This is a genomic window from Methanobrevibacter sp. (assembly GCF_017410345.1).
In the GTDB taxonomy this organism is placed as follows: domain Archaea; phylum Methanobacteriota; class Methanobacteria; order Methanobacteriales; family Methanobacteriaceae; genus Methanobrevibacter.
Map to the genome: position 1 here is coordinate 1 of NZ_JAFQQZ010000005.1, position 14,120 is coordinate 14,120.

General features: G+C 35.8%; 15 protein-coding genes. All 15 read right to left on the reverse strand.

All coding sequences use genetic code 11. From position 1 onward, the window contains the following. Nucleotides 1-28: 28 nt before the first annotated feature. The gene (locus tag IJE13_RS00390) at nt 29-1,402 is read right to left on the reverse strand and encodes an AIR synthase-related protein (protein ID WP_292775724.1); all 1,374 of its coding nucleotides are present in this window, start codon (nt 1,400-1,402) and stop codon (nt 29-31) included. A 62-nt stretch (nt 1,403-1,464) separates the two neighbouring features. Continuing rightward, on the reverse strand, nt 1,465-1,722 hold the full coding sequence (locus IJE13_RS00395) for a 4Fe-4S dicluster domain-containing protein (protein ID WP_292775727.1): 258 nt from the start codon (nt 1,720-1,722) through the stop codon (nt 1,465-1,467). Between the two features lie 142 nt (nt 1,723-1,864). Continuing rightward, on the reverse strand, nt 1,865-3,253 hold the full coding sequence (locus tag IJE13_RS00400; RefSeq protein WP_292775730.1) for a carbon starvation CstA family protein: 1,389 nt from the start codon (nt 3,251-3,253) through the stop codon (nt 1,865-1,867). A gap of 103 nt (nt 3,254-3,356) precedes the next feature. Beyond that, nucleotides 3,357-4,355 carry a GGGtGRT protein gene (locus tag IJE13_RS00405; protein ID WP_292775732.1) on the reverse strand — a complete coding sequence of 333 codons (999 nt, stop codon included), beginning with the start codon at nt 4,353-4,355 and terminating at the stop codon, nt 3,357-3,359. Nucleotides 4,356-4,366: 11 nt separating this feature from the next. Further along, nucleotides 4,367-5,059: a hypothetical protein gene (locus IJE13_RS00410; RefSeq protein WP_292775734.1), complete on the reverse strand. Its 693-nt coding sequence runs from the start codon at nt 5,057-5,059 to the stop codon at nt 4,367-4,369. 200 nt (nt 5,060-5,259) lie between these two features. Then, nucleotides 5,260-5,853 carry an imidazole glycerol phosphate synthase subunit HisH gene (gene hisH, locus IJE13_RS00415; protein ID WP_292775736.1) on the reverse strand — a complete coding sequence of 198 codons (594 nt, stop codon included), beginning with the start codon at nt 5,851-5,853 and terminating at the stop codon, nt 5,260-5,262. 129 nt (nt 5,854-5,982) lie between these two features. Next, complete coding sequence (gene cfbD / locus IJE13_RS00420) at nt 5,983-7,092, reverse strand: Ni-sirohydrochlorin a,c-diamide reductive cyclase catalytic subunit (RefSeq protein ID WP_292775826.1); 1,110 nt, start codon at nt 7,090-7,092, stop codon at nt 5,983-5,985. Between the two features lie 14 nt (nt 7,093-7,106). After that, nucleotides 7,107-8,294 carry a redox-regulated ATPase YchF gene (locus tag IJE13_RS00425; protein ID WP_292775738.1) on the reverse strand — a complete coding sequence of 396 codons (1,188 nt, stop codon included), beginning with the start codon at nt 8,292-8,294 and terminating at the stop codon, nt 7,107-7,109. Between the two features lie 276 nt (nt 8,295-8,570). Further along, nucleotides 8,571-9,362, reverse strand: a complete 792-nt coding sequence (locus IJE13_RS00430; protein WP_292775742.1) for a proteasome assembly chaperone family protein — start codon at nt 9,360-9,362, stop codon at nt 8,571-8,573. A 115-nt stretch (nt 9,363-9,477) separates the two neighbouring features. Next, nucleotides 9,478-9,648, reverse strand: coding sequence for an RNA-protein complex protein Nop10 (locus IJE13_RS00435; protein ID WP_292775745.1), 171 nt, complete (start codon nt 9,646-9,648; stop codon nt 9,478-9,480). 11 nt (nt 9,649-9,659) lie between these two features. After that, nucleotides 9,660-10,442, reverse strand: coding sequence for a translation initiation factor IF-2 subunit alpha (locus IJE13_RS00440; RefSeq protein ID WP_292775747.1), 783 nt, complete (start codon nt 10,440-10,442; stop codon nt 9,660-9,662). A gap of 128 nt (nt 10,443-10,570) precedes the next feature. Next, nucleotides 10,571-10,750: a 30S ribosomal protein S27e gene (locus IJE13_RS00445; RefSeq protein WP_012954984.1), complete on the reverse strand. Its 180-nt coding sequence runs from the start codon at nt 10,748-10,750 to the stop codon at nt 10,571-10,573. Between the two features lie 9 nt (nt 10,751-10,759). Next, nucleotides 10,760-11,038, reverse strand: a complete 279-nt coding sequence (locus tag IJE13_RS00450; protein WP_012954983.1) for a 50S ribosomal protein L44e — start codon at nt 11,036-11,038, stop codon at nt 10,760-10,762. Between the two features lie 492 nt (nt 11,039-11,530). Further along, the gene (locus IJE13_RS00455; protein ID WP_292775754.1) at nt 11,531-12,901 is read right to left on the reverse strand and encodes a hypothetical protein; all 1,371 of its coding nucleotides are present in this window, start codon (nt 12,899-12,901) and stop codon (nt 11,531-11,533) included. 178 nt (nt 12,902-13,079) lie between these two features. Then, nucleotides 13,080-13,814, reverse strand: coding sequence for a proliferating cell nuclear antigen (pcna) (gene pcn / locus IJE13_RS00460; RefSeq protein WP_292775757.1), 735 nt, complete (start codon nt 13,812-13,814; stop codon nt 13,080-13,082). Nucleotides 13,815-14,120 lie beyond the last annotated feature (306 nt).

Sequence of the window (14,120 nt, forward strand, 5' to 3'; positions counted from 1 at the left end):
AAATTAAAATTTAAAAAATTAATGAAAATTATTTGTTATTTGATAATATGTAATCAATAACCCTTTCTTTCTTCTTGATGGAATTATCAGCTGCCTTTTGAACCTTGTCCTTCATGATTTCAAAGTCTTCAGGAGTGGTATCCCCAACCAATTTCTTGATTTTGGTATATGCAGCTTCCCTAAATAGAGGCACTAGCTTTTCTACTGATCCATCTTCCTTAACGAGTCTTGGAGTGCCTTCATCATCCACCTTACCAATTTCTGTAATGTATACTCCAACATCGGAAACTACCTTTTTAACATCCTCGGCAATTTCAGGAGGGACTATAAGCATAAGGGAATCAGTGGAAACACCAAGAGGGTCAATGTCTAAGTCTTCCAACATCTTAAGCACATTTGGAGCAACAGTAGACTTAATCTTGTCATGATAGAACTCCAATCCTACACCAGTGGTTTCACAAATCTCATGAGCATCTCCACGGAGCCCACCGTTTGTCACATCAGTCATCGCATGGACATCCTTGACAAGGTCTGCTTCAAACAATGCTTTGGAAGCCTTTACAAAACTGATGTTCATTGTGTCCCATACAACATCAAAGTAACCGTTATAAAGTGCGGTTGTAGTTATTGTTCCTCCACCGGCACCTTCAGTCTGTAAGATAATGTCCCCAACGCTTGCTCCTTTTCTTGCAGTTGGAGGGTATTGTGAAACACCTACGCTTCCAACACAGCTTACCAATCTGTCACCGAGAACCATGTCTCCACCTACACGCAATGTGCTTCCTGCAACAAGAGGAACGTCAATGAGCTCAGAGACTGCACAGACACCTGCAGTATAGTCAAAGAGCTTGCCGATATCACCATCATCGGCAAGGTGCAAGTCGCTTAGGATAGCCACTGGATCTGCTCCCATTACACAGACATCTCTTAAGGTTGCACGGGTTACATGGAATCCTCCTAAAAATGGATATTCACTTAGTCTTGAGTGGATACCATCTACAGCAGTGGTTATGTAAACATTGTCTCCAGGGGCAGGAACCTTTACCACTCCACCGTCATCCTGAGCATTAGGGTCGACTACAGATTCAGTGTTTGTACTTTTGACGATTTCTGCAATCTTTCTGTGTACAAAGAAGTCACCTGCACCACGGGAACCTACACCCATCTTTCCCATGCCGACATTAGCCTTTGGCACAGTGATGATGTCCCTCAAGAACTCATCTTCAGTGTTGTTAAGCTCCATGGTTATCTTGACTTCATCAATGACGCTTTCGGCCATCAATATGGAATGTTCCTCTGAAACATCCTTGAATTCTCTTATTCTTTCTGCAAGGATTGACTTAAGCTCATCTTCATCTTCACCTTTGGTAAGTCTTCCTCTTACAAAACCTTCTATATCCATTTTTACACCATTTTAGATAATATTTAATTTAATTAATGATTTTAATATAAAACAATTTTTAATTATGAATTGAAATTAACAAAATTTATGCATTCATTCGGGCAAGCTGCAACACAGACCTTACAGTCTCTGCAAATGTAATCCTCCTTTAGTGATGATTTGCCATCAACAATGAGAAAGCTGTTGTTTGGACAGACTGAAACGCATCTCTGGCAAGCTTTGCAATTCTCTCTATTGATTTCAATATGAGACTCTGCTGCATTATTTTCTTTCTTTTTTTCTTCAGATTTATCTCTCTTAAAAAATGAAAATATTCCCATAAACTTACTTTATCAAAACAAATTAATAAGTTTTTATTTATGAATTTAAAATTTAAAAAAAAAGTAAAAAAATAGTGTAAAAATTAAATAAAAAATAAAAATATAGAAAAAATTAAAAATCCAATTCAGATTGATAGATTATTTATTTCTTACACTTGTAAATAAAGTATCCGCTTATGATTGCTGTACCGATTACAGAAATCATATTAGCTATATTTGAATCCAATCCAAGTCCTTCAGGGGCTTGCAGAATATAAGCTATAGCAATTGCTGTACAAAGAATAGCTGGAGCAAATGTAATGATGAAATGCTTCCTATTATCCATCAGATAAACAGTGGCTGACAATAAGACTGCAACTGCTGTAATGAGTTGTGCCCAAGCGAAATATCTCCAAATCAATGTAAAGTCTACAAAGGTTATTAGGAATGATAATATGAATAAAGGCAATGCTATTTGAAGTCTTGAAGTAAATCTCTTTTGATTCAATTTAAATTCATCTGCAATTGTTATTCTCGCACTACGAAGAGCGGTATCCCCAGTGGTAATCGGACAGATCACTACACCTATCACTGCAAAAATAAGCCCAATAGGTCCAACTAAAGTTTGAGCCATTTCACTAACACCAACTCCTGGTGTAGCACCATATATTGTCGCCAATTGAGGTTGCCCATGGAAGAAAGACATAGCAATAGCTGCCCAAATCAAAGCAAGGATTCCTTCTACAACCATAGCACCGTAGAATACTAAACGCATATCCTTTTCATTTTCCATACATCTTGCAACAATAGGTGATTGGGATGAATGGAACCCAGAAATTGCACCACACGCAATGGTTACAAACAAGTAAGGGAATATTGATTTTGTAGTTAAATAAAGTCCACCGGTTGTAAATTCAGGAATTGTGTAATTTGGATTGAATAGCAATGCAACAATAAGAACAATAGCCATTATTAAAAACAAGAATCCAAAAATCGGATAGATTTTTCCAATGATCTTATCAACTGGGAATAATGTAGCTATTAGGAAATATGCAAAAATAACGATTAACCAAATGAATGTGTCAACATGAGTTAAGTTTGAAAGTAGATCTGCAGAACCTGTTGCAAATACAGCTGCCACAAGAATGCCAGTGACGATTATTACAAAAGCAATGAATTTACGAACTGTCTCTCCCAAATATTCGCTGATAATTGCTGGCATGGAAAAACCATCTTTTCTAACAGACATAACCCCTGAGAAGAAGTCATGAACTCCACCTACAAAAATGGTTCCGAGTACAATCCATAAAAAAGCAGCGGGGCCGAATAAAGCACCTTGAATGGCTCCAAATATAGGACCTAAACCTGCAATATTCAGAAAATGGATTAGCAATAGCTTATACTTGTTCATAGGAACATAATCCACCCCATTATTTAATCTGTAAGCAGGTGTCTCGGCGGTTTCATCCACTCCAACAATATGTTCTAAAAAATGACCATATATTACATAAGATAAAATTAATGCAAATAAACAAATAAAAAATGAAATCATAATAATATTTTTTTTAAGAGAATATTTAAATAATTATTGATAAAATCAGCGAAAAGATAAAATAAAAAATAAAAAAAGAAAAAATAGTTTAAAATTATTTAAACTATTTAAGAGCTTCCTCTACAGCAACTGCCACAGCAACTGTCGCACCTACCATAGGGTTGTTACCCATACCTATGAGTCCCATCATTTCCACGTGGGCAGGTACAGAACTTGAACCGGCAAATTGAGCATCTGAATGCATTCTTCCTAAAGTGTCTGTCATACCATAGGAAGCAGGACCTGCTGCCATATTGTCTGGGTGCAAGGTTCTTCCGGTTCCTCCACCTGAAGCAACAGAGAAGTATTTCTTGCCTTCAAGGACACATTCCTTCTTATATGTTCCAGCTACAGGGTGTTGGAATCTTGTAGGATTGGTTGAGTTACCTGTAATTGAAACATCAACACCTTCAAGGTGCATGATAGCTACACCTTCCCTTACATCATCGGCACCGTAGCATCTTACTTTTGCTCTTTCACCATCGGAATATGCTTTTTCTCTAACTACCTTAACTTCTCCTGTAAAGTAGTCGAATTCAGTTTGAACATAAGTAAAACCATTGATTCTTGAAATGATGAGTGCCGCATCTTTACCTAAACCATTCAAGATGACTCTTAAAGGTTCCTTTCTGACCTTGTTTGCAGAGTTTGCAATACCGATTGCACCTTCTGCTGCAGCAAAGCTTTCGTGACCTGCCAAGAATGCAAAGCACTCTGTTTCATCACTTAATAACATTGAAGCGAGGTTACCGTGACCAAGACCTACCTTTCTGTCATCTGCCACACTTCCTGGAATGCAGAATGCCTGCAATGCCTCACCGATTGCAGTTGCAGCCTCACTTGCCTTTTTGCAGTCCTTTTTAATAGCTATTGCAGCTCCAAGAGTGTATGCCCAGCAAGCATTTTCAAAGCATATTGGCTGTACACTTTTTACAATATCATATGGATTGAAACCTTTCTCCAAACAAATGTCTCTTGCTTCTTCAAGGTCTTTCATGCCATACTTTTCTAAAACAGGAACAATTTGATCTATTCTTCTTTCATAACTTTCAAATAAACTCATAATTATTCCTCCTATTCCTTCCTTGGGTCAATCTTCTTTACAGCATCTTCAAATCTGCCGTATTGACCGCTTGCCTTTTCAATAGCTTCCATTGGCTCTACACCCTCTTTTATAAGGTCAAGCATTACACCCATATTGATGTACTTGTATCCGATGATCTCATCATCCTCATCAAGACCTATTTCAGTGATGTAGCCTTCTGTAAGTTCCAAGTACCTTGGACCTTTCACTTTTGTAGAATAGATTGTTCCAACTTGGGACCTATGACCTTTTCCTAAGTCTTCAAGTCCAGCTCCAATCGGGAGTCCTCCTTCTGAGAATGCAGATTGGGTTCTTCCGTAAACAATTTGCAAGAACAGTTCACGCATGGCTGTGTTGATTGCATCACAGACAAGGTCTGTATTCAATGCCTCAAGGATTGTCTTGCCGACAAGAATTTCACCAGCCATAGCTGCAGAATGAGTCATACCTGAACATCCAAGGGTTTCCACCAATGCCTCTTCGATGATTCCTTCCTTAACGTTTAAAGTCAATTTGCAGCATCCTTGTTGAGGCGCACACCATCCGATACCATGGGTGAGTCCAGAAATGTCACTTATTTCCTTGGATTTTACCCAACGACCCTCTTCAGGTATTGGTGCAGGACCATGATCCGCTCCCTTATGAACAGGACACATATTTTCAATTTCCTTTGAGTAAATCATTTCAATCTCCACTTAAAAATCTTAGAATTTTTTTAAAATTATTAAAAAAGATTTTAGAAAATAATTTAATAATTTTATAATCTTTATATAATTATATTTGTCTTATTCAGTATATAATATTTGATTTTTAAGTGTAAAAAATAGAAAAAAAGGAAAAATGGAAGTAAAAAAAATAAAAAAAAGAAGTTGAATAAAAAATTTTATTCCAAATCAACAAAATTCTTTAGTATCTTCAATCCAGGAACTCCACTTTTTTCAGGGTGGAACTGGGTTGCAAATACATTGTCCTTTGAAACAGATGCAGTCAAGTCAGTACCATAGTCAACTACTGCAGACAAATTCTCATCATCATCAAGGACCGCATGATATGAGTGGACAAAATAGAAATCCTTGCCATCTACACCATCTAAAATAGGACATTCTTTCACTTGCTTCAATTGATTCCATCCCATATGAGGGATTTTTCTCCCTTCAGGAATCTTTTCAACATGACCTTTGAAAATGTCAAGCCCTTTCACTCCAGGGGTTTCATCACTAGTTGTCAACAATACTTGAAGACCTAAGCAAATACCTAAAAATGGCTTTCCATCATCAATATGCTCGTATATTACATCCTTGTATGGGCCAATGTTTTCCATAGCTGTTCCAAAAGCACCTACTCCTGGAAGAACAAGATGCTTTGCATTGGCAATCTCACTTGGATCGCTTGTTATGATTGCTTCAGCACCTATCTTTTTAAAACTGTTGGAAATGCTTCTCAAGTTTCCACTTTTATAATCAATAATTGTAATCATAAAATTACCTGCAAATTTTAAAATTTTATCAAATTTAAGTTTAATATATTAAACTATTTTTAGTAAAAATTTTTCTATAATCTAAATTAAAATAACGATTAATTAAAATGATAGTTGTATAATTAAATATTAATTTTCTTCAAGCTCCCATTCAATAACTGAACGTATCATCATACCAAAGTCAGAATCAACTATCTCATCTACACCTAATGTCTTAGAATGAGCATCTAATTCAGCAATCACATGTGAGTAGCCCAATTCATTAAGTGGTTGGACAAGTCTTGGACCGTCTGTAACTGCAATGGTTTCACAGTCCAATTCCTCTACATACAGTGCATGTGGAACACCAGCTACAATGACCAAGTCAGGATTGATTTCCTTAAGGTATTCCTCTGCCTTTCTTGGAGTGATTGGATATTCGTCAAGTCCACCAGTAATGCATTCAATGTCGATTCCAGTTTCATTGAGTTCTTTTGTAATGTTTACTGCATGCTGTCTGATTCTTGGAAGACCTATGTTTTCATCCAAGTTTGCAATGAAATGAAGATTTTCAATATCCTTATTGGAATCAGCATCATCAAACAGCTTGGAGAAATCACAATTCAAGATGTCTGCAAATAGGTATGAAGTTTCCTTTTTGGCATTCAAGACAAATGCAACATTCTTTCCTTCTTGAATTGCCTTTACAATAATCTTAGCAACCTTTTCCTTGCTGTCACCGAAATTAGGTTTTATATATTTTCCTTGTGCCATACCACGGGTCTTTTCCACAACTGTCGCAAGCCTTAGCATTTCATTCTGCCTATCTGCTTCCTCTTGTGGGATTACACCGCATTCAACTGCAGCATTTAAAACGGCAATAGCTCCTTCTGTATTGTCTCCTTCACCGAATCCTCCATGGGATTCTACAGGAATGACAACCGCATCAAGACCTAACTTTTCAATAGGTTCTTTGAGGTCTTCACCAATGATCATACTTGCACATGTTCCAACAATACCAATCAATTTTGGATTGAAAGTGTCATAAGCTTCCTGCAATGTTTCCTCAAGCTTGTCTGCAGCTCCTAAAATAAAATCGTTTTCAGCCATAGCTGTTGTTACAACTCTTACTCCATCACTTTCAAGGAGCCTTCCTGTTCTAAAGCAACAGCCATGAGGACCGTGCATAATAATTACATCAGCATTTAAGTCCCTTAAAGTGTAAAGGGAAGCAGCTATTGGACTTGGACGTGGATGCATCATTTCTATCACCTTTAACGAGTTACAATCTTAATAATGTCTCTATCCTGAAGTTCATAATCACTTGCAATTCTCATATTCTTTCTTGCATCTACTGCATGCATGAACTTGTCACCGATATCTGTGTGGATGATATATGCAAATTCACGAGGAGTGGATCCTTTAGGTACCAAGAAGGCATCAGGGAGAACATTTCCCTTTTGGTCTGTAAGCTTGTGCTCATCTCCAACCGGATAGACAACAATCATGTTCAATAGCTCAAATACTGCAGTGTTCAATGCTTGCTGAATGCCAGTGCTGCCATAAACATCAAGGATATTGGTTTGAATGTATTCCAATGCCTTGATTTGATTTGCATTCAATTTGTCTTTTTCAAGAATTTCAAAGCTTGAATCTCCAGAGATGTATGAGATCAATCCTGCTCTTGTAGCGTTCATAAGCGCAAGCTCGGATTCTGCAGATGTTGCAATTACACGAGGATACTTTTCTTTCATTCTTTCAATGTTTTCCCTTGCAGTAGGCAAATCTGCCTTGTTTGCAATTACTATGGATGGCTTTGCTATGTTTAGGAGATTTCTTACAAATTCAATAAGGTCTTCCTCTTCCCATTTGCTGTAATTAGGATCTACAGTTCTTAATGCTTCAATTACATCTTCAATTAAAATACCGGTACCGGATAATTGCTCAAAAATGACTTTGGAAAAGTCCAAATGCTCAGCTTCAACCTTACGGATAAGTCTTACCCAGTTCTTGCTGACGATTCCATACATCCACATGACGATTTCATGCTCTAAAAACTCGATGTCATCTAATGGATCGTGTGACCCTGGGTCGACTGGATTTCCTTCAGCATCAGTGCTTCCTGATGCATCAATCACATGAATGAATACTTTTGCTTGCATCAAGTCATCCAAGAACTTGTTTCCCAGACCTTTACCTTCGTGAGCTCCTGGAACAAGTCCTGCCACATCAATGAGTTCTATTGGAATCAATCTTGTACCGTCAATGCATTGGGAGTTGTGTGGGTTGCATGTGACATTCATTTCCTTACATGGACATTCGCTGATAACATGAGCAACAGCCTTGTTTGCATCTATGGTTGTAAATGGATAGTTTGCCATTTCCACCTGTGATGCAGTGGCTGAATTAAAAAATGAGGATTTTCCTACATTCGGTTTACCTGTAACTGCAATTTGAAGCATAATATCATTCCTAATTATTTTAAAAAGTAAATAGATAAATTTTAATTTGATAATTTTTGATTATTAATAAATTCATTATACATATTTCAATGTATATATAATACTTTATTATATCTATTTTACAAAGTATAAAAAATTATTTAAAAAATAGTTTTATCATAATAGAACAATATTAAGAAATATGAAAAAATAGTATAGGATGTAATAAAAAAATTATAAAAATAAATAAAAAAAGAATAGCTGAATAGCTATTAAAATTAAAATTTTACAGTTCAATTAACCTATGTATCTGAGGTCATCTTGAGGCTGTTGCGCTTGCGGTTGACCCATTGCCCTTTGGAGCATTTCCTGTTCCATTTGTTGAGCTTGGTTGATCATTTCACGAATCTCTTCAGCTTTTGCCTCTAGCTCTTCAGTGCTTACTTCAAGCTTGACTAAAATAGCTAATTTTTGTAAAATTGCTTCAGCCGCTTCAGCATCAATGAAATATCCTGGAGTCTTACCCATTAAGCAAGCTCCTTTCATGCCTCTAAGTCTGCCTAAACCTAAGAATAAACCAGAAGCACCAACGATACCACCATCAGCAGATCTGATTTCAATGTCTGCTTCCTTGAGCATTTCGATGCGCTCTTCATCAGTGGCAGCACCTAAAACACGGCCTTCTGTACCCTCTACAGGTTGGCCGGTAGCAAGACCACCTAAAGTGAACAATTCCTTAGCGCCTAATGATTCAACGAAATCAAGTACAGATCCGCAAAGCTCATATTGACCTTCAGGTGACAATCCTTGACAATTTCCCACTAAAAATATGAAATCCCTTTCATCTGCACCAGCAGACTTCAAGTAGTACATCTCATTCTTCATGTCTTCAATGACTCCACCTTCACCAACGAGAACTTGTGGAGGGAAGTATGGAGAATAGATCTCTACAAATTTAGTGGCATCCAATTCGTCAATGACATGGTCAATTGCTAATTTTCCTACATGACCGATTCCAGGAAGCGCTTCAATAAATATAGGATTATCTAATTTAACTTCTTCTAATACCTTAAATTGAGTTGTTCTCATAAGATCACCCTTCAAGAACATTTGATAAATAATTTAATAATCGTAATCTAAAAATGAGAAGAAATAGAATAATCGTTTTTAAACTAACAGTATATTGCTAATTGAAAAACTCTCATTATTCCTTATTAAGCATCTCTTTTTTCAATTGCCTGCGATATTTGCCATACTTGTCCTCAACTGAAAATTTAGGCGGGTAGATTACTTTTAGCTCTCCACCGCAATTCGGACATTGAGATTTAAGTGTGTAAATATTGCAAACAGGACACTTTTTCATTTTCATTTTCATCTGATTCACTATTAATTTTCAATTTCACGTAAGAATTCTCCGGTACCATCTGCTTCCTCTACAATGGCAATAGCCTTTTCAGCTGCCTCTTTCAATTGCTTTTCAGCATCCAAATAATCTGTAGAAGTTACAGTGATCCTGTAACGAGGAGCTCCAACACATTGAACTTCAATATTTTCAGCTTCCGCTGCCATAAGGGCTTCTCTGATAACGTCCACCCCATCTGGGTTGTAGTTCTTGATATCTACATAACCGCTGATGTGAACTTCAGGTGGCTGGATGTTCTTAACAGCAACATCGGTTATGGCATCAGCCCATTCCTGACTGATTCCCTCTTCAGTAAGGGTTTCTGCCCCTTCTTCAGAAGCGCTTTCAAATGCGCCATAGATATCTCCGAAGATATCCATAAGCTCGTAACCCACTTCATCATAAGCGGTATCCAAGTCCTTATCCAAAGATTTTGCAGCCAATTCCAGGAATTTTTCAGCCTTTTGCTCAATCTTCCATTGTTGGATCTTCTTAGTCCTTTGGTCTTCCCTGATTCTTTTCAAGGAAGCATCCACATGACCTTTTTTAGGATTAACTCTTAAAACACGAGCAACAATCTTTTGATTTTCTCTTACATGATCTCGAATATTCTTTACCCAACCAGAAGAAACTTCAGAAATATGAATAAAAGCTTCTTTGCCTGCGTATTCTTCCAAGTTAGCAAATGCGCCATAGTTAACGACTTTGTAGACGGTTCCTACAATAAGCTCTCCTTCATCTGGCCATTCTTGACTTTTTCTTACCAATTAAAACACCGAAATAAAAACAGTTTAGATAAGTAATGAATACTTATCTTTATTCTAAGATCACATAATAATTGGATAATTTAAAATTGCAAATGCAATTAAATCAACAATTATTAATAATTTTAAGCTTAATCTAAAACTTCATCGATGTGAGCCATGATTTTAGCTTTTCCACCACGGGATTTAACGATGGTTTTACCGCAGATGATACATTTTACATCAGAAGCTGCACGATCGAAAATGATTTGTTCGTTGTCACAGTCTAAACATTTGACTCTTAAAAAGTTTCCTCTTCCATTACTTGCCATACAAATCACCTAGTTAGATACCCATTCAGGTTTTCCTACTCTGAAGGATTTTCTGATGTGGGATTTTCCACATTCTTTACATTTGTATCTTAAATCTAATTTCTTAACCGGCTTGTTACCACCTGGTAATGGTCTTGGATAACCTCTGTACCCTGCGGTAACTCTTCTGAATTGTCTTTGTCCCCATTTTAATTCACTAGCTTTTCTCTTTTTGGAAGTGTGCACTTCATGAATAGTGTGTCTTTTACAATGTGGACAGTAAGTTCTTTTTTCCTTAGGCATTTTCATTTTCTTCACCTTTAATAATTTTCTCTGTTAAAAGACTTTTAGAACTTAATTAACAGATTTTTTTCAATAATATATCTAATTACAACAAACCACTTGGAACTGTTTAGGTTTCCATTTAGCATGAGGATGAATTATAACATACTGATAAGAACATCTTTCAGTTTCCTACAAGCATGAGAGCATCTACAGATTCTTATATAAAATATTTTTATCTTTCTACATTGAATATTTTCCCTATCCATACATAGGATAAACTAAATCGAAGTTTTAAAAACTATAAAAAAAGATTTAACAAAGCGTAAATCTTGTAATCTAATAATTAAAAAAATATTTTAAAATAAGAAAATATCATATTATTATAGATACATTATTTATATATGATTATTATCCATATATAAATCTTTGTAATATTTATATAATTTTTATATAAAAAGAGTTGATGAATAGAAATTTAAAAATTTTATTCTATTCCTGAATGGCAGACATAAAAATTTAATATTTCACTAAGCTTGCCTTCTTGTTATCAATGAGAATTTGGGCGGTAATATTTGGCAAGATGACAACATCATTTGCTACGAAAGGACCATAGACCTTTCCGTCAATTCCTACCATTTCACCTACGTCTTCACTAATTACAACAGTGGCATTTTCTATTTCATCTCTGGCAAATAATCCTCCCATTGTCCTATCAACTGGTTTTTTAGGAGCATTATCTACTTTAATATCATCAATTGGTTTAGCGAAACCATCAGCAGGTTCTAGTTTTTCTTCCTTTGCATCCAGTCCGGTTGAAAATCCTAATTGGGATTGGTCGGATCCCATTTTAGGTGAGCTCTCTTCCTTAATATCCGGTTTTTGAACCTCTTCAGGTTTAGGCTTTTTAGGCTTAGCAAAGATCATATTGAAGTCATCTTCGCTTGGAGCAGCATAACTGGATTCTGCAGCTATTGAATCATAGAAGTCATCATCATAATTAGGTTCCAATTTATCCAAATCCACGAATTGACTATCCGGATTTTTGAAGATATCATCCAAACTACTTGAAGATCCTGAATCTTTAGATTCCGCTTCAATGGATTGAATCTCTTCCTCTTGAGCATCAGCTTGAACTTCCTCTTTTGGCTCTTCGAAGACTGGTGTTTCTTCTATCTCCTCTTCAATCTCTTGAGTTTTCTCTTCACTGCCTTGACCAGGATACATCTGATTGGCTACCTGCTTGTCAATATTTTCATATTTCTCATCGGTAACTATCTTGGCATCCTTAATCTGATTCAATCTATTCAAGACTTCATCCTCTTCGCCGAGAGCTGTGGAGATTTCATCTTCCAAGTCTTCAGAAATTTCAGTTTCATCTTCGACAGAACTGCTGGATTCATATGAATCCTCTACAAAACTGGTTTCCTCATCCTCATCGAAGTCCTCTTCATCTTCCTCATAACTCACATCAACGGAACCATCTTCACTGTATTCATCTAGAGAAATTCTATATCTGTGATTCTTAAGGGCATCCATAAGTGAGAAATATAGGGTTTCCTCCTCATCTGTAAGATTAAGTGGAGTTGTATCCAGTAAGTCAAATTGAGGATTGTCCTTCTTAAACAAAAGAAAAGATCTGTAGATATTGTTGTTGGCAGCTTTAGTGATCTTGGATTCCCTAAGCTCACAGATTTCAGTTGCAATCCTTTGAGCATTATTCAATAACAATTGCTCATTTCCAAAAGGATCGCTAGCTACAGAACGCTCTAAGTCTTTAATGTAATCACGCAATTGCTTATAGAAATCATTATCCACTCTAGCTAGAGAGGACTTATTACGTTCTTCCTTTTGAACCCTGCGTAATACTTGAAAAAAGTCGCCTTGCATAAGAATCATTGATTTTAAATAAAGTCGCCAAAACTTAAGAAACTAAAAATTTTAGTTAATGCTAATCGTCTAATAAAGTTATAATGTATAAAAAGAATGGTGTAAATAGCTTTATTGCTATTAAAAAAAATAAATAAATAAATTAATTTGAAAAAATTAATTTATTCCAGCTAAAGATTTAGTCTTCAGATTCTATTCTTGGAGCGAGAAGGAAACTGAGTTCCCCGTCTTCAGACACCATCTTGAGACTGAGGGTCAATGGCATGTCATTTCCAAGACAGATGGTTGCAATTTCAGAGAATTTGTCCGCCTTAAGCATTTCTCTGATCTTTTCTAAAGAGAAAATGGATTTAGCTTTGGTATCTATTTTTTCACCATGTAAATATTCGATGTTTGCATCTCCAAACTCACCTTCAGCAGATGCATAGAAGTTTTCCTGATCCACCATTAAAGTGATTTTGTCAGAGAAGATATCCATGTCTTGAATTGAGTCCTTCAAGAGAGTGAAAGGAATCTCGAATTCTGTAGGATAATCCAATGAAGGAGGTGCAGGAGAATCGTATTCTATATCGATTAATCTGATCTTGAAGGTTCTTGTGGCTTCACCAACAAAGGTGAGAATAAGATTTCCTTCATCCAATGACATCAATACGCGGTCATTGGCTTTGGAACGTTTCAATACTTTCATTAACTCATCAGTGTCAACATTGATCTTTTCCGGTTCATCGCAAATGAACTCATCGAATAAACTGGATTTGAGTTCAAGATGAACAAAGGTAATGTGACTACGGTCTAAGGCATCTAAACGAAAACCTTCACTGTCAGTTTGGATTTGCACTTCATCAACAATTGATGAAATAGCATCAAAACTGGTTTTTAAAATACTTGAATCACTTAACTCAGCTTTAAACATTAAAAATCAACTCTTGATTTAATTTTAAGCATTGATTATTTATTTTATAAAAATAATGCATAATTTATTTTTTTTAAATCTGTAAAATTTAATAAAATTTGTATATTTTATTATAATATTATATAAGTATTTAATCATTTATAAATCTAATCAAAACTTAAAAATTTTTAGAAATTTTCAACAAATAAATGATAAAAAAATAGAAAAATTTAGGGAAAGATTGAGCACATAGACTAAATGAATGAAAAATAGAAATGATGAAATATAAAAATCAAAGAAAAAATCTGCAAAGAAAAAAAATGAAAA